Genomic DNA, 16,428 nt, shown 5'->3' on the forward strand with positions numbered 1-16,428 from the left:
CTCCTCGCCCTCCCTCCGCCGTCGCCCCGGCCCACCCGGCATCATGGGCCCTGTGCGACTCGAAGCGATCACCTGGGACCGGCTCGCCGAGCTGCTGGCCGACCGGCTGCTGGACCTGGAGCCGGCCGACGGGGGTGCCTGGCCGCGCGTCGGCTTCGACGGTGCGCCGGCCGCCCGTCCCGGAGACCTCGCCGAGCGCGTGGCCGAAGCGCTGCGGGTGCGCGGACGGCCCTCACTGGTCGTCGGCACCGAAGGCTTCCTGCGCCCCGCCTCCGTCCGTCTGGAGTACGGGCGACGGGACATCGAGTCCTACTACAGCGGCTGGTTCGACACCAGCGCCCTGTGGCGCGAGGTCTTCACGCCCCTCGACCCCGGCGGCAGCGGCCGCGTCCTGCCCGACCTCTGGGACCCCGACACCGACCGGGCCACCCGCAGTCCCTACGTCTCCCTACCGGCCGGCGGCTGTCTGTTGCTCCATGGCCCCCTCCTGCTGCGGCACTGGTTCCCCTTCGACCTGACCGTGCACGTCCTCCTCTCCCCGGGAGCCCTGCGCCGCCGTACCCCGGAGGCCGACCACTGGACGCTCCCCGCCTTCGAACGCTACGAGGGCGAGACCGATCCGGCCGGAACGGCGGACGTCCTCGTCCGGGCCGACGATCCACGGCACCCCGCCTGGAACGGCTGACCCGCCCGGCCCGACAGAACCGGCCGGCGATGAGTCGGCGCCCCGGTGCGACTGGCGCAGTGACCCCCGCAAGCGGCGCCGTCACCCCGCGAGCAGTGGACCCGCGAGCTTCACCGAAGGCAATGACGTCAACGTGCCTCTCAGAGCCATCCGTTGCGTCGGAAGCCCCGGTACAGCGCGAAGCAGGCCGCCGCCATCACTCCCATGACCAGCGGATAGCCCAGCCGCCAGTGCAGTTCGGGCATGTACGTGAAGTTCATGCCGTAGACGCCACAGACCATCGTCGGGACGGCGATCACCGCCGCCCAGGCCGTGATCCTCCGCATGTCCTCGTTCTGCGCGACCGTCACCTGGGCGAGGTGCGCCTGCAGGATGGAGTTGAGCAGTTCGTCGAACGCGGCTATCTGCTCCTTGGCCCGCATCAGGTGGTCCAGCACGTCCCTGAAGTAAGCCTGTATCTCCGGGTCGATCACCCGGATCGGCCGGGTCGCCAGGTCCTCCACCGGGCGGGCGAGCGGCATCACCGCCCTCTTCAGCTCCAGGAGTTCGCGCTTGAGCTGGTAGATGCGCCCGGGATCGGCCCGTGCGCCGTTCTCCGAGAACACGTCCGTCTCGACCTGGTCGATGTCGGCCTGTACCGCGTCCGTGACGGTCAGGTAGTCGTCCACCACGTGGTCGGCGAGCGCGTGCAGGACCGCGGCCGGCCCCTTGGCGAGCTGCTGCGGATCGGCTTCCAGCTCCTCACGCAACGGGCCCAGGGAACCGTGCCGTCCGTGCCGTACGGTGACGACGAAGTCCTCGCCGACGAACACCATGATCTCGCCGGTGTCGACCACCTCGCTCGTCGCCGTCAGCTGCTCGTGCTCCACGTAGCAGACGGTTTTGAACACCGCGAAGAGCGTCTCCCCGTACCGCTCGAGCTTCGGGCGCTGGTGGGCTTCCACCGCGTCCTCCACCGCCAGCGGATGCAGGTCGAACAGCTCGGCGATGTCGGTGAACTCGCTGTCCGTCGGTTCGTGCAGCCCCAGCCACACGAAACCCTCACCGCTCTTGCGTACCATCTCCACGGCGTCCACCAGATCGGTGCACCCCGGCACCCGGGCACCGTCCTGATACGTCACGCAGTTGACGACCGAGGAACCCAGCGGTGACCGGGCGGGGTGGCTCAGGTCGACGCGCGGGTGCCGCCGGGCCAGCCGCGCGACCTTGCGCAGACCGCCGACCTTGCCCAGCCCCGTGACCTTGCGCAGATTCCCTGCCATGGACATCCGGATCTCCTCGCGTGGCTCTCCTCGCGCATCGCCTTCGCGCCTGTCCGGCAAGTGTGCCAGTCCGGCGAACGGCGCGAGTGGGCTTGTGGGAACGGTTCGTTCCGCTTGGTTCCCGCCTGTGGACGAGGCGTCGGAAGCGCCTGACGGAGGGGGCGACCGGGATGATCGGGACATGGAACCATCCGATGGGTACCTCCTGCGCAACCAGCAGAGTGAGGCGCAGGAACGCTTCGACGCCTTCGCCTCCCTCTTCGATCCCACGACGTTCCGGCACCTGGTAGGACTTGGGCTCGCTCCGGGCCTGCGGTGCTGGGAGGTCGGGGCCGGCGGCACGTCGGTGGTGTCGTGGCTCGCCGACCGGGTCGGGCTTACCGGCCGCGTCGTGGCGACCGACATCGACACCTCGCGGCTGGCCTCCGTGGCTCGTCCACCCGTCGAGGTGCTCGTGCACGACGTGGGCGCGCAGGAGCCGCCGGGCGACGGCTTCGACGTGGTGCATGCCCGGCTGGTCCTCGTCCATGTCCGGGACCGTGACAAGGCGTTGCGCTCGATGATCAGCGCGCTGCGGCCCGGCGGGATGCTGCTGATCGAGGACGCGGACCCGGCCCTCCAGCCCCTGACCTGCCCCGACGAGCACGGCCCCGAACAGCGGCTCGCCAACCGACTGCGGCGGGGTTTCCGCGAACTGCTCGCCGAACGCGGGGCGGACCTGTCGTACGGTCGCAGGCTGCCGCGCCTGCTCCGGGAGGCCGGACTCGACGACGTCCGGGCCGACGCCTACTTCCCCATGACCTCACCCGCCTGCACGGCCCTCGAGTCCGCCACGGTCCGTCAGATCCGTGGCCGTCTGGTCGCCGCGGGCCTCGCCACTGACGAGGACATCGACCGGCACCTGGCCAATGTGGCGGCCGGCGGGATGGACCTGGCCACCGCGCCGATGATCTCGGCGTGGGGGCGCAAGCGCTGAGACCGGGTGCCCAGATGCCGAGGCCGGGTGCCCAAGTGCCCGGGCCGGGTGCCCAAGCGGTGTCATGCGCAGGTGCCGCCGTGCGCGCACAGCGCCGTCGAGTGCGGGGCGGCCGCGCGACCGTCCCGCATTCGCCGCCGGTGCGACGGGCTCAGGTATCCCGGTGCGGTGGTCTGCCGCCCACCCGCTCCACCGCGCGGGCCCCCGCCTCGCAGCCGAGGGCCGCCGCCTCCCGCGGATCTGCGCCCGCGAGCAGGGCGGCGAGGAACGCGCCGGTGAAGGCGTCACCGGCGCCCGTGGTGTCCAGCGGGACCGCCGCCACGGCGGGAAGCTGGGCGAGCACCGTTCCGGCGCGGGCCACCAGCGCTCCGGCCGGACCCGCCTTGGCGACCACCAGCGGGACCAGCCGGCTCAACTTGGCGGCCGCATCGCCCGGTTCGGTCAGCCCGGTCAGCAGACACGCCTCGTCCCGGCTGGGCAGCAGCACGTCCAGTCCCTCCGCGAAGGCGAGGAAACGGTCCACACCGAACTCCCCGAGGAACCCCGCGGACGCCGGGTCCAGGCTGACCCGTACGCCACGCGCGCGTGCCGCGGCGAGAGCGACCTCGGCCAGCGCCCGGCTCGGCTGCGAGAACAGCAGGTAGCCCGACAGGTGCAGCCGGGCGACACCGTCGAGCAACGCGTCGGACCAGTCGGCGGGTTCGAGCCGCAAGGAGGCGCCGCTGTCGGTCAGGAAGGTGCGCTCGGCCGACGCGCCCGTGTCGACGAGGCAGATCACCGTCCCGGTGGTCGCCTCCGTATCGACCACCAGCCGGGGCCGTACCCCGGCCGCCACCAGTTCCCGCTCGTGCCACTGCGCCGCGTCCGCGCCCACCCGCCCCAGCAGCCGTACGTCCGGACAGCCCATGTGGGCGGCCCAGCAGGCCACGTTGGCGCCCGCGCCGCCCGGCAGGGTACGGATCGTGGCGGCCGTGTCCGTGCCCGTGGCCAGCGGGCCCCGGTGCCGGGCCACGACGTCGGTGACGACGTCCCCGACGACCAGCAGCGCGCCGCCCCTGCCCTCGGTCACCCCCTCGTCCACGCCGTGGCGATCCGGGCCGCCAGCCGCACATTTCCGCGCACCGCCGCCAGGTTGGCCTCCAGCGAGGCCCCGTCCGTGTGCCGGACCAGATGGTCGAGGAGGAACGGTGTGACCGCCTGGCCGGTGACGCCGTCCTCCTCGCAGGCACGCAGGGCGCCGGCGAGCACACGCGCGTGCAGTTCGGGGTCGAGCTGCTGCTCCTCCGGGACGGGATTGGCGACGATCAGGGCCGCGTCCGGGGCGTCCAGCGCGTCCTGTGCCCGCATCACCTCGGCGACCTGCTCCGGGCTGTCCAGCGTCCAGTCGACGGGGTGTCCGGAGTCGGACAGGTAGAAGCCGGGGAACCGGTCGGTGCCGTACCCGGCGACGGTCACGCCCAGCGTCTCGAGGCGCTGGAGGGTCGCGGGCACGTCCAGAATCGACTTCACGCCCGCGCACACCACCGTGATCCTGGTCCGTGCCAGCAGGCCGAGGTCGGCTGACTCGTCCTGGGTCACCGTCCACTGCCGGTGTACGCCCCCCAGCCCGCCCGTGGCGAACACCCGGACGCCCGCGAGTGCCGCGAGCTGTGCCGTCGCCGACACCGTGGTAGCCCCGCTGGCGCCCGCCGCCACGGCGGGCGGCAGGTCGCGGTGGCCCAGCTTGCGGATGCCGTCCTCGTTGGCGACCCGTTCCAGTTGTGTCTTGTCGAGGCCGATGTGCGGGTGGCCGTCCAGGACGGCGATGGTGGCCGGGACGGCGCCCTCCCGCCGCACCACGTCCTCCAGCTCCAGCGCCACCTGGAGGTTGCGCGGCCTGGGCAGCCCGTGCGCGATGATGGTGGACTCCAGCGCCACCACCGGCCGCCGCGCGTCGATCGCCTCCCGGACTTCCTGCGACACCACCAGCACCACGCGCCCGCCTCCTGTCCGTCGGTCCTTCCTCATCTCTGGCGGGCGGCACCTCCGGCTAAACGCTTGCCGTCTGTGGGGGATGCCACCAGCCTGGACGGCATGACCGACCACACCGTCCGTCTCGACCATGTGGTGCTGTGGGTGACCGACCCGGTCGCGGCGGCCCGCTTCTACCGGGATTCCGTCGGCCTCGAACCCCTGAGGGTCGACGAGTTCGCCGAGGGGAAGGTCTCGTTCCCCTCGGTGCGCGTCAATGAGGAGACCATCCTGGACCTCGCGCCGTACGGCCTGGCGCCGCGCATGGACATGCTGCCCGGTTCCGCCGGCAGCGCGGGCCATCCCGTGAACCACGTCTGCCTGTCGCTGTCGCCGGCCGGTTTCGACGCCCTGCGCGCCCGCCTGGCCGCCCACGACGTCCCCATGACCGACATCGGACACGACTCCTTCGGCGCCCGCGGCACGGCCACCCGCAACTTCTACTTCCGGGACCCCGACGGCAACGTCCTCGAGGTACGGCACTACACGTAGCCGCGCCTCGGACGGCGGGAGAACCTCGTCCCGGGCGTCACGAAGGCCGCGCCCGGGACGGTCAGAACAGCAGCTCGGGCAGCACGCCCTCCAGGGCGAGCAGCTTCCGCTTGGCCTCCAGCCCGCCCCCGAAGCCGCCTATGCCGCCGTCGCTCTCCACCACCCGGTGGCACGGCACGACGACCGGCAGCGGGTTGGCGCCCATCGCGGCGCCCACCGCCTGCGCGCCGCCCGGCTGTCCCACCCGGCCGGCAAGATCGCCGTACCCCACCACCGTGCCGTACGGGACGCCGGAGGCCAGCTCGCGCAGCACCTGGCGGTTGAAGCCCGAGATCAGCGACCAGTCCAGGGGCAGGTCGAAGTCGTGGCGATCGCCCGCGAAGTAGCCCTTCAGCTGTCGTATGGCCTCCGCCAGCACCGGCGCGTCCGGGTCCTCGGCGGGTTCCGTGCCCAGCCGGGCCGCCAGCCGCTCCAGGGCGCGCTCGCGCACCGGGTCCGAGGCGTGGAAGACCACGTTGACCAGTCCCTCGCGGGTCGCCGCCAGCATCAGCGGGCCGATGCAGGTGTCCACGACGGCCCACACGACCCGCTGCTCGTCCTGCCCATGGCTGTCCATGGGCCCACCGTACGACCCGCCGCTGACAACGCCCGCCGGCCCGGGGCTCAGTCCGTCCCCAGGGCGGCCCTGACCACGTCGGGCCGGTTGGTGATGAGCCCGTCGACGCCGTAGCCCGCCACCTGCCAGGCGGTGGCCGGGTCGTCCACCGTCCAGGCGAACACGCCGAGCGTTTTGCCGTGCGGTCCGGTGAAGGTGTGCACCGCGGAGACGTAGGCGCCGGAGATCGACCCGTACGAGGGATTGATCAGATCGGTGAAGTGCGCGTACTCGGGCAGCTGCCCGACGGGCGGCCTGCCGAGGTAGGCGGTGGTGACGGCCGGCCTCAGCTCGTGCACGATCCGTACGGAGTCGGCGCTGAAGCTCTGGACGATCAGCCGGTCGAGGTGCCGGGGGCCCAGCCAGCCCTCGTTGCCGAGCAGCTTCAGCGTCTGCTGCTCGATGCCGGGATAGAGCTCCGGGTTCTTGATCTCCAGCAGCAGCTTCTCGTGGTTGCGCTCGACCCGGCGCATGTACTGCTCGAGCGTCGGCACCCGCGTGCCCGCGTAGGCGGGGGAGAACCAGCTGCCGGCGTCCAGCCGGGCGATCTCTGCGGCGGTGAAGTCCTTCACCTTCCAGGGCGCCCGGTCCGGGAACACCTTCTCCACGTCGGTCGTGCGGCGCAAGCTGTCGTCGTGGATGACGACCAGTTCCCCGTCCTTGGTGCGCTGCACGTCGTTCTCCACCCAGGTGAAGCCGAGCTTCGCCGCCTTGTCGATGGAAGCGAGCGTATTTTCGGGGGCGTAGGCCGAGGCACCACGGTGTGCGACCACCGTGGGACGGTCGACCTCGCCCGTCCGGGCCTCGGCCGCTGAGATGGGGGTCAGCAGGGCTGCCGTCCCCAGGATCGCGGTGGTCGTGGCGGCGACTGCGCGCGCGTACATGCGGACTCCTCGCGTCGATCGATTACCGACAGCACCAGCTTGACAGCAGAGAGTCAGTGGCACGCGTGCGCAGAGCGGCCACACCATGAACGGCACCGTTCAAGTCCGCTCACGAGTGCCGCACAAGTGGGGCAAGGCCGTGTTTCTTTGCCGGAAAATCGTTCGACCATTCCGGTGGGGGTCATACTCTCAGCGTCAACCCTGGTGGCCCCCGCGGTCCTGGGACGGGGGCACATTTCAGATATTCCGGGACGTAACAGGGCGGAAGGGCAGCCGCGCATGCAGGGCACGGTCGACGGATTCAGTTACGGGGCCGTCACCCCGTTGGTGGCCTATCTGATGGCCTGCCTCGGTGGCGCCCTCGGCCTGCGCTGCACCACCAGATCCCTGCTGGTCACGCACTCCAGGCGGCCCGCCTGGCTGGCCCTCGGCTCGGCCGCGATCGGCTCCGGCATCTGGACCATGCACTTCGTCGCCATGATCGGCTTCAGCATCAGGGAGACGCCGATCCACTACGACCAGCCGATCACCTACGCGAGCCTCGCCCTGGCCATCGTCATGGTGGGCGTCGGGATCTTCATCGTCGGCTACCGGGGCGCCACCGGCACCGCGCTGTTCACCGGCGGCACGATCACCGGTCTGGGCGTCGCCTCGATGCACTACCTGGGCATGGCCGGCATGCACTTCGACGGCCGGTTCACGTACAACACGCTCACCGTCGCCGCCTCCGTCGTCATAGCGGTCGTGGCCGCCACGGCCGCCCTGTGGGCGGCGGGCCGCGTCCGGGGCTTCCTGTGGAGCGTGGGCGCGAGCCTCGTGATGGGCCTCGCCGTCAGCGGCATGCACTACACCGGCATGGCCGCACTCGACGTCCATCTCCACACCCCTCCCGAGGTCGCCGCGAGCGGCTCCGGGGCCGGCTTGCTCGCGCCGATGCTCATCGGCCCGCTCGCCTTCCTGCTTCTCGCCGGCGTCGTCGTGATGCGCGACCCATCGATGATCGCGGGGAGGCAGGCCCGCACCCCCGTCGAGGAGAAGCCGGGTGTCCCGGCCGCCGCCGTGCCCTCCCACCAGGACCGCAGGCCGCAGCCGCACACCGCCCGCCGACCGGTCACGCGCGAGCGGTACCACGCGTCCGGCACCCCGCAGAACCGCTGATCGGGACCGTTGTCAGTGCGGGGTCGTACGGTTGATGCCATGCGGCCCGTTTCTCACATCGAACGCACGGTGGCGCCCTTCGAGGTCGTCAGTCCCTACCAGCCCAGCGGCGACCAGCCGGCGGCCATCGCCGACCTGGCCAAGCGCATCGAGGCGGGTGAGAAGGACGTCGTCCTGCTGGGCGCGACCGGCACCGGCAAGTCCGCCACCACCGCGTGGATGATCGAGAAGCTCCAGCGCCCCACCCTCGTGATGGCGCCGAACAAGACACTGGCCGCCCAGCTGGCCAACGAGTTCCGCGAGCTCCTCCCGAACAACGCGGTCGAGTACTTCGTCTCGTACTACGACTACTACCAGCCAGAGGCCTACGTCCCGCAGTCGGACACCTACATCGAGAAGGACTCCTCGATCAACGAGGAGGTCGAGCGCCTGCGCCACTCGGCGACGAACTCCCTGCTCACCCGCCGCGACGTCATCGTGGTCGCCTCGGTGTCCTGCATCTACGGCCTGGGCACGCCGCAGGAGTACGTGGACCGCATGGTGCCCCTCCGGGTCGGCGACGAGATCGACCGCGACCAGCTGCTGCGCCGCTTCGTCGACATCCAGTACACGCGCAACGACGTGGCCTTCAGCCGCGGCACCTTCCGGGTGCGCGGCGACACCATCGAGATCTTCCCGGTCTACGAGGAGCTGGCCGTCCGCATCGAGATGTTCGGCGACGAGATCGAGGCGCTGTCCACGCTCCACCCCATCACCGGCGAGATCATCAGCGACGACCAGCAGCTGTACGTCTTCCCCGCCTCCCACTACGTCGCCGGACCCGAGCGCATGGAGCGGGCCGTCAACGACATCGAGAAGGAGATGGGGGAGCGGCTGGCCGAGCTGGAGAAGCAGGGCAAGCTGCTGGAGGCCCAGCGCCTGCGGATGCGCACCACCTACGACCTCGAGATGCTCCGCCAGATCGGCACCTGCTCCGGCGTGGAGAACTACTCGATGCACTTCGACGGCCGCCTGCCGGGCTCCCCGCCCAACACCCTGCTGGACTACTTCCCGGACGACTTCCTGCTCGTCATCGACGAGTCGCACGTCACGGTGCCGCAGATCGGCGCCATGTACGAGGGTGACGCCTCCCGTAAGCGCACGCTCGTCGACCACGGCTTCCGGCTGCCCTCCGCGCTGGACAACCGCCCCCTGAAGTGGGAGGAGTTCCAGGAGCGGATCGGGCAGACCGTCTACCTGTCGGCGACCCCGGGCGCCTATGAGCTGTCCCGCGGGGACGGCGTCGTCGAGCAGATCATCCGCCCGACCGGCCTGGTCGACCCGGAGGTCGTCGTCAAGCCCACCGAGGGCCAGATCGACGACCTGGTGCACGAGATCCGCACCCGTACCGAGAAGGACGAGCGCGTCCTGGTCACCACGCTCACCAAGAAGATGGCCGAGGACCTCACCGACTACTTCCTGGAAATGGGCATCCAGGTGCGCTATCTGCACAGCGACGTCGACACCCTGCGCCGGGTCGAGCTGCTGCGCGAGCTGCGCGCCGGCGAGTTCGACGTCCTCGTCGGCATCAACCTCCTGCGCGAAGGCCTCGACCTGCCCGAGGTGTCCCTGGTGGCCATCCTCGACGCCGACAAGGAGGGCTTCCTGCGCTCCGGGACCTCCCTCATCCAGACCATCGGCCGCGCGGCGCGCAACGTCTCCGGTCAGGTCCACATGTACGCCGACAAGATCACCCCGGCGATGGAGAAGGCCATCGACGAGACCAACCGCCGCCGGGAGAAGCAGGTCGCCTACAACAAGGCCAACGGCATCGACCCACAGCCGCTGCGCAAGAAGATCAACGACATCGTCGCGCAGATCGCCCGCGAGGACGTCGACACCGAACAGCTCCTCGGCAGCGGCTACCGCAACCTCAAGGACGGCAAGGGTGCCAAGGCGCCGGTACCGTCGCTGGGCGGCAAGACGCTCAAGGGTGCGAAGGCGGGCAAGGCCGCCAAGGGCAAGACGGCTACGGTGCCGACGGACCGTCCCGCGGCCGAGCTCGCCGAGCAGATCGAGGAGATGACGGACCGCATGCGGGCCGCCGCCGCCGAGCTGAAGTTCGAGATCGCCGCCCGGCTGCGCGACGAGGTCTCCGAGATGAAGAAGGAACTGCGCCAGATGCGGGAGGCCGGCATCGCCTGACCCCCGACGACCCGACGAACCCCGGCACCAGTGCGCTGTGTTGCAACACCGACACAAACCGCGGGCCGGGGTTCGGCACTGTCGGTGCCCCTGCGTAGGGTTCTGGGCAACCGCGCGCTGCGCGGCAACAGGGGAAACGAGAGGGGAAGACAGCCGTGACCGTCAATCTGTCCAAGGGTCAGGCCATCAGCCTGGAGAAGAAGGACGGCGCCACCCTGACCGCGGTCCGCATGGGTCTCGGCTGGCAGGCGGCGAAGCGCCGGGGCCTGTTCGGCTCGCGCACGCAAGAGATCGATCTGGACGCCTCGGCCGTCCTCTTCGCCGAGAAGCAGCCGGTCGACGTCGTCTTCTTCCGCCACCTGGTCAGCGACGACGGCTCCGTGCGCCACACCGGCGACAACCTCGTCGGCGGCTCCGGCCAGGGCGGCGACGACGAGGCCATCCTGGTCGACCTGCAGCGGGTGCCGGTCCACATCGACCAGATCGTCTTCACCGTGAACTCCTTCACCGGCCAGACGTTCCAGGAGGTGCAGAACGCGTTCTGCCGCCTCGTGGACGAGACCAACGGCCAGGAACTCGCCCGCTACACGCTGGCCGGCGGCGGCGCGTACACCGCCCAGATCATGGCCAAGGTGCACCGCGTGGGCTCGGGCTGGACGATGACCGCCCTCGGCGAGCCCGCCAAGGGCCGCACCTTCCAGGACCTGATGCCGACGATCCTGCCGCACCTGTAGGACGACCGCCCGGCACGGCGCAGCGCACGACCACACGACACAGGGGGGCGACGGCGATGACGGCCGAGCTGGTGCGGGGGCAGAACCACCCGCTGTCCCAGGTCCGGGTGGAGATCCGGGTCTCCGCCGGCGTGCCGGTCCTCGTGGGTGCCGCGCTCGGCGACGAGCACGGCACCGTGCGCGGCGCCCAGTGGGTGGCCCACCCCGGCGCCCCCACCCTGCCCGGGATCGAGGTGTCCGGGCAGGCCGCAGCCGACCACCGGCTCGCCGTCGACCTGGCCGCCCTCCCGGAGGCGGTCCACCGCGTCTCGGTCGTCCTCGCGCTGCCCACGCAGCCCGGGGGCGCCCTCCGGTTCGGCGCGGTCGCTGCCCCGCGGACCGCGGTCACCACCCCGGACGGCACCGAGATCGCCCGCTTCACCCTCACCGGCCTGGACGCGGAGTCGGCCGTCGTCGCCCTGGAGCTGTACCGCAGGCATGATGCCTGGAAGGTCCGCGCGGTGGGCCAGGGCTACGCTCGGGGCCTCCCCGCGCTCCTCGCCGACCAGGGCCTGCCCGGGGCCGAGGAACTCGCCGCGGCCATCCAGGAAGCGGTGACCGCGAGCCTCGCCCGCGCGGTTCCGGCGCCGCGGTCCCAGGACGCTTCCGGCCCCACCGCGCGGCAGCAGGCGGCTTCGCCCGATGCCCGGCAGCCGGAGGACGGGTGGTCAACAGGCGGCCCGATCGACTACAGCCACCCCCGCCGCCCTGCCGGCTCCGCACCGTCCCTGTCCTCGGAGGCGCCGGTCCCGGACGGGCAGCCCGCGCCGCCGGTGGCGGGCGACGCGGTCGGCTGGTCGATGGAGGAGCGGCTGTACAACCAGGTCTGGGGCATGTTCGAGGACCTGGCCCGCACCACGGCCGCGTACCGCAGCGCCGTCGACTTCGCCGACTCCCGGCTGGAGAAGGAGCTCGACCAGGTCCTGGCCGATCCGCGCAACCGGCTCGGCGCTGCGGGAGACGCCGCGCGCGAGGCGGCCCAGGCCCGGCACACCCAGCTCACCGACCAGGCACGGGCCGCCTTCGACCGTGACCTCGCCCAGCTCACCGCCGAGTCCGAAGTCGTCGAGCCGGCTCTCCCACCGGCCTACGCCCGCTGGGACAACCCCGTCTGGCACGGCTACCGGGTACCGGCCGAGCCGCCGATGGCCCTGCGGCTCGGCGATCTCTGCCTCCCCGAGAACCCCCTGCTGCGCATTCCGCTGCTGGCCAGGCTGCCGCTGGAGCGCGGGCTGTGGATCGACAGCGGGCCCCTGGAGGGGCCCGACGACACCTTCCACGACTCCGCCTCCACACGTCGACTGGCCATGGAGAGCGCGGTGGCGCTCGCGGCCCGGCTGCTCGCCGTCCACCCGGCGGGGGAGTTCGCCGTCCAGGTCGTCGACCCGGCCGGAGCCGGCGCCGAGGCACTGATGCCGCTGACCGGCACGGGTGCTGTGGCGGGCCCGCCCGCGAGGGGAGCGGCGGGCGTGACGGAGGTGCTGGAGCGGCTGACCCGGCGGGTCGACCTCACGCAGATGGCGGTCCGCGGCGGCGCCGCCGAAGCGCTGCCGCCCGACGTCGACACCGCCCAGCAGTTGCTGATCGTCAACGACTTCCCGCACGGCTTCGACGACCGGGCCGTGACCAGGCTGCGCTATCTCGCCGACGAGGGACCGGCCGTCGGTGTGCACCTGATGATGGTGGCGGACCGCGAGGACGCCGAGGCCTACGGCCCGTTGCTCGACCCGCTGTGGCGTTCGCTCATGCGACTCACCCCCGTGCCGGACGACCACCTCGCCGACCCGTGGGTCGGCCACGCCTGGACGTACGAGCCCTGCCTCGTGCCGCCTGGGAGCAGGGTGCTGGTGCAGGTGCTCACGGAGCTGACAGAAGCCCGAACCAAGGGCAAGTAAAGCGCCTCTGAGCTGCAATTTTGGAAGCTTCTTTACCTACTGCTTTACCTTTCCTTGGTGATTGGGGTACTGTTTTCCGCACGGAGGGGAGTACTCCCTGACTGCGACGCACCCGTCAGTACGGACCGAGGTGGATCCCGGGGCGTCGGCCCGCCCCGGGTGGAAGAGACCTCCGGCAGTGACCACGCGAACGTGTTCGCCATGACGTATTGCCGGAGGTGCAATGGAAGTCTCCATGACCCTGTGGGTCCTGACCATCGTGGGTCTCGCCGCCCTGATCGCGGTCGACTTCTTCATCGGGCGCAAGCCCCATGACGTGTCGATCAAGGAAGCGGGCATCTGGACCGTCGTCTGGATCGCCCTGGCCGGCCTCTTCGGGCTGGGCCTGTTCCTCTTCGGCGGCGGACAGCCGGCCGGCGAGTTCTTCGCGGGCTTCATCACCGAGAAGTCGCTGAGCGTCGACAACCTCTTCGTCTTCGTCCTGATCATGGCGAAGTTCGCGGTGCCCTCCCAGTATCAGCAGCGGGTGCTGCTCGTCGGCGTCCTCATAGCCCTGGTCCTGCGGGCCGTGTTCATCGCGGCCGGAGCGGCGATCATCGCCAGCTTCTCCTGGGTGTTCTTCCTCTTCGGCGCCTTCCTGATCTGGACCGCCTGGAAGCTCGTCCAGGAGGCCCGCGCCGACGACGAGGACGAGGAGTTCGAGGAGAACAAGCTGCTGAAGGCCGCCGAGCGCAGGTTCGGTGTGGCCGACCGCTACCACGGCACCAAGCTCTGGATCGAGCAGAACGGCAAGCGGGTCATGACCCCGATGCTGGTCGTGATGCTCGCCATAGGCACCACGGACGTGCTGTTCGCACTCGACTCCATCCCCGCGATCTTCGGTCTGACCCAGGACCCGTACATCGTCTTCACCGCCAACGCCTTCGCCCTGATGGGCCTGCGCCAGCTGTACTTCCTCATCGGCGGCCTGCTGAAGAAGCTGGTCCACCTGTCGTACGGCCTGTCGGTCATCCTCGGCTTCATCGGCGTCAAGCTGGTCCTGCACGCACTGCACGAGTCCGGCGTCCACGTTCCCGAGATCAGCACCCCGATCTCCCTGGGCGTGATCTGCGCGGTCCTCGTGGTCACGACGATCACCAGCCTGCTGGCCACCAGGAAGGAGGCGGCCGCCGACGCGGCGCTCGGCACCGGCGAGGGCTCGGCGGAGGACGGCAAGGGCAGCGGCGAGAGCAGGGACAGCAGGAACAGCGTCGACGCCTGACCGGGCGAGATGACGTGAACCATCACCCGATCTGGGGGCACCGGCCGTGCCCGGCGCCCGGTGCCCCGTTCAGGAGTAGGTGACTCGCAGAGGAAAGGATGACCCGGGATCCGGAAAGAACGGAATGCGAATCATGTAACTGTCTGCAACGATCGCGGCATGATCAAACGGCTCACGGCGCTCGCGGGGCAGTGGACGGTCCTCGTGCCGGTGCTCGCGGTGGTCCTGCTGATCTTCACCTGGGGACGCGGCCTGCCCGGAGCGGTCGTCGGTCTGGTCACCCTGATCCTTGCGGGCGCCGTACTCGCGGCGGTGCACCACGCCGAGGTGGTCGCCCACCGGGTCGGCGAACCCTTCGGCTCCCTGGTCCTCGCCATCGCCGTCACGGTCATCGAGGTGGCGCTGATCGTCACCCTCATGGTCGACGGCGGCGACAAGAGTGCCACGCTGGCCCGGGACACCGTGTTCGCCGCCGTGATGATCACCTGCAACGGCATCGTCGGGCTCTGTCTCCTGGTCGCCTCCCTGCGGCACGGTACGGCCGTCTTCAACCCCGAGGGCACCGGCGCCGCCCTGGCCACGGTGGCGACACTGGCCACGCTCAGCCTGGTGCTGCCGACCTTCACCACCAGCAAGCCGGGCCCCGAGTTCTCCAGCGTGCAGTTGATGTTCGCCGCGCTGTCCTCACTGATCCTCTACGGCCTGTTCGTCGCCACCCAGACCGTGCGGCACCGCGACTACTTCCTGCCGATCACCCGGCAGGGTGACGTCATCACCGGCGACCACCACGCCGCGGCACCCTCCGCGCGCACCGCCTGGACCAGTCTCGGCCTGCTCGGCCTCGCCCTCGTCGGCGTGGTCGGCCTGGCGAAAGGTGTGTCGCCCACCATCGAGTCCGGGGTGAAGGCGGCCGGCCTCAACCAGGCCGTCGTCGGTGTGATCATCGCTCTGCTCGTGCTGCTCCCCGAGACGATCGCCGCACTGCGCTCCGCACGCCGCGACCGGGTACAGACCAGCCTCAACCTCGCCCTCGGCTCCGCGATGGCCAGCATCGGCCTGACCATCCCCGCCGTCGCCCTCGCCTCCGTCTGGTTGCCCGGGCCGCTCGTACTCGGCCTCGGCTCCACGGACATGCTGCTGCTCGCGCTCACCGTGGTGGTCAGTTCGCTGACCGTGGTGCCCGGCCGGGCCACCCCTCTGCAGGGCGGCGTCCACCTGGTGCTGTTCGCGGCCTACCTGGAACTGGCGATCAACCCCTAGCACGGCCCCACGAGGTCAGCCGGTCGCCGGCTCCACCGCAGGCGCCGGCACCGGTCGTGTCTCCGGAAGCAGCGCGAAGCAGCCGAGGCTGAGCAGGCAGATCCCGGTCAGATAGACACCCACACCCCACGGGACACGCCCGCCGTGCGCGGCCAGCGCCGTCGCCACGATCGGGGTGAGCGCGCCGCCGACGACACCGCCGAGGTTGTAGCCGACCGCGGCACCCGTACAGCGCACCCGCGCCTCGAACAGCTCCGGCAGATAGGCGGCGATCACCGCGAACATGGTGATGAAGCCGATCAGCGCGCCCAGGATGCCCAGGAACATCAGCAGCGGCTCGCCGGTCGCCAGCAGGGAGACCATCGGCAGCATCCACACCGCGCAGGCCGCACACCCCGTCAGGCACAGGGGGCGCCGCCCGTACCGGTCCCCGAGCAGCGCCATGAGGGGCGTGAGCGCACCCTTCACCACCACCGCGGCCATGACGCAGGTCAGCATGACGGTACGGCTCACCCCGAGCCGCTCCGTCGCGTACGCCAGCGACCAGGTCGTCACCGCGTAGAACACCGCGTACCCGGCGGCCAGCGCCCCGGCGGCCAGCAGCACCAGCCGCCCGTGGTGCCGTACCAACTCGACGAGCGGCACGCGCGCGTGGTCGTCGATCTCCAGGAACCGCGGACTCTCCGGGAGCGACGAGCGCAGCCACAGCCCGGCCAGAGCCGGCACGGCGGCCGCCCAGAACGGCACCCGCCAGCCCCACTGCGCGAACTGCGCCTCGGACAGCCCCGCCGACAGGGCGAGCATCAACCCGTTGGCGAGCACGAAGCCCAGCGCGGGCCCCACCTGAGGGAAGCTCGACCACAGGGCGCGCCGTCCGGCGGGCGCGTGCTCGGCGGTCAGCAGCACCGCCCCGCCCCACTCCCCGCCGAGCAC

At 71.0% G+C, this 16,428-nt stretch carries 15 protein-coding genes; 9 read left to right on the forward strand and 6 right to left on the reverse strand.

The features are described 5' to 3' along the window. The first annotated feature begins 52 nt into the window (after positions 1–52). Positions 53–685: a uridine kinase gene (locus tag V7E45_RS29825; RefSeq protein WP_333777311.1), complete on the forward strand. Its 633-nt coding sequence runs from the start codon at positions 53–55 to the stop codon at positions 683–685. A gap of 140 nt (positions 686–825) precedes the next feature. On the opposite strand, the gene corA is transcribed toward V7E45_RS29825, so the two are convergent. Next, positions 826–1,953: a magnesium/cobalt transporter CorA gene (gene corA / locus V7E45_RS29830; protein ID WP_333777312.1), complete on the reverse strand. Its 1,128-nt coding sequence runs from the start codon at positions 1,951–1,953 to the stop codon at positions 826–828. Positions 1,954–2,128: 175 nt separating this feature from the next. Here corA and V7E45_RS29835 point away from each other — a divergent pair, with 175 nt between their 5' ends. Next, complete coding sequence (locus V7E45_RS29835) at positions 2,129–2,923, forward strand: methyltransferase domain-containing protein (RefSeq protein WP_333777313.1); 795 nt, start codon at positions 2,129–2,131, stop codon at positions 2,921–2,923. Between the two features lie 151 nt (positions 2,924–3,074). On the opposite strand, the gene V7E45_RS29840 is transcribed toward V7E45_RS29835, so the two are convergent. Continuing rightward, complete coding sequence (locus V7E45_RS29840) at positions 3,075–3,992, reverse strand: carbohydrate kinase family protein (protein WP_333777314.1); 918 nt, start codon at positions 3,990–3,992, stop codon at positions 3,075–3,077. Then, the gene (locus tag V7E45_RS29845) at positions 3,989–4,897 is read right to left on the reverse strand and encodes a pseudouridine-5'-phosphate glycosidase (protein ID WP_333777315.1); all 909 of its coding nucleotides are present in this window, start codon (positions 4,895–4,897) and stop codon (positions 3,989–3,991) included. Before V7E45_RS29845 ends, V7E45_RS29840 begins: the two co-directional genes overlap by 4 nt. A 99-nt stretch (positions 4,898–4,996) precedes the next feature. Between V7E45_RS29845 and V7E45_RS29850 the strand changes: the two genes are divergently transcribed. Next, complete coding sequence (locus V7E45_RS29850; protein ID WP_333777316.1) at positions 4,997–5,425, forward strand: VOC family protein; 429 nt, start codon at positions 4,997–4,999, stop codon at positions 5,423–5,425. 61 nt (positions 5,426–5,486) lie between these two features. Here V7E45_RS29850 and V7E45_RS29855 read toward each other — a convergent pair whose 3' ends face one another. Both V7E45_RS29855 and V7E45_RS29860 read right to left on the reverse strand, forming a co-directional pair. Beyond that, on the reverse strand, positions 5,487–6,041 hold the full coding sequence (locus V7E45_RS29855; protein ID WP_333777317.1) for a methylated-DNA--[protein]-cysteine S-methyltransferase: 555 nt from the start codon (positions 6,039–6,041) through the stop codon (positions 5,487–5,489). A gap of 47 nt (positions 6,042–6,088) precedes the next feature. Continuing rightward, positions 6,089–6,964 (reverse strand): glycerophosphodiester phosphodiesterase, encoded by an 876-nt coding sequence (locus V7E45_RS29860; protein ID WP_333777318.1) that lies wholly within the window; start codon positions 6,962–6,964, stop codon positions 6,089–6,091. A gap of 279 nt (positions 6,965–7,243) precedes the next feature. On the opposite strand from V7E45_RS29860, the gene V7E45_RS29865 reads away from it, so the two are divergent. The 6 genes from V7E45_RS29865 to V7E45_RS29890 all read left to right on the forward strand — a co-directional run bounded on the left by V7E45_RS29865 (position 7,244) and on the right by V7E45_RS29890 (position 15,495). Continuing rightward, positions 7,244–8,122, forward strand: coding sequence for an MHYT domain-containing protein (locus tag V7E45_RS29865; RefSeq protein ID WP_333777319.1), 879 nt, complete (start codon positions 7,244–7,246; stop codon positions 8,120–8,122). A gap of 39 nt (positions 8,123–8,161) precedes the next feature. Then, complete coding sequence (gene uvrB / locus V7E45_RS29870; protein ID WP_333777320.1) at positions 8,162–10,306, forward strand: excinuclease ABC subunit UvrB; 2,145 nt, start codon at positions 8,162–8,164, stop codon at positions 10,304–10,306. 155 nt (positions 10,307–10,461) lie between these two features. Next, positions 10,462–11,040, forward strand: coding sequence for a TerD family protein (locus V7E45_RS29875; RefSeq protein ID WP_020939345.1), 579 nt, complete (start codon positions 10,462–10,464; stop codon positions 11,038–11,040). Between the two features lie 56 nt (positions 11,041–11,096). Beyond that, on the forward strand, positions 11,097–12,974 hold the full coding sequence (locus V7E45_RS29880) for a TerD family protein (protein ID WP_333777321.1): 1,878 nt from the start codon (positions 11,097–11,099) through the stop codon (positions 12,972–12,974). Between the two features lie 223 nt (positions 12,975–13,197). Then, complete coding sequence (locus V7E45_RS29885; protein WP_333777322.1) at positions 13,198–14,235, forward strand: TerC family protein; 1,038 nt, start codon at positions 13,198–13,200, stop codon at positions 14,233–14,235. Between the two features lie 159 nt (positions 14,236–14,394). Continuing rightward, the gene (locus tag V7E45_RS29890) at positions 14,395–15,495 is read left to right on the forward strand and encodes a calcium:proton antiporter (RefSeq protein WP_333777323.1); all 1,101 of its coding nucleotides are present in this window, start codon (positions 14,395–14,397) and stop codon (positions 15,493–15,495) included. A 15-nt stretch (positions 15,496–15,510) separates the two neighbouring features. On the opposite strand, the gene V7E45_RS29895 is transcribed toward V7E45_RS29890, so the two are convergent. After that, positions 15,511–16,428 (reverse strand): MFS transporter (locus tag V7E45_RS29895; protein ID WP_333777324.1); only part of this gene is annotated, 918 nt, incomplete at its 5' end.

Origin of the sequence: Streptomyces sp. IBSBF 3136, from assembly GCF_036815105.1 — a bacterium.
Lineage (GTDB): Bacteria > Actinomycetota > Actinomycetes > Streptomycetales > Streptomycetaceae > Streptomyces.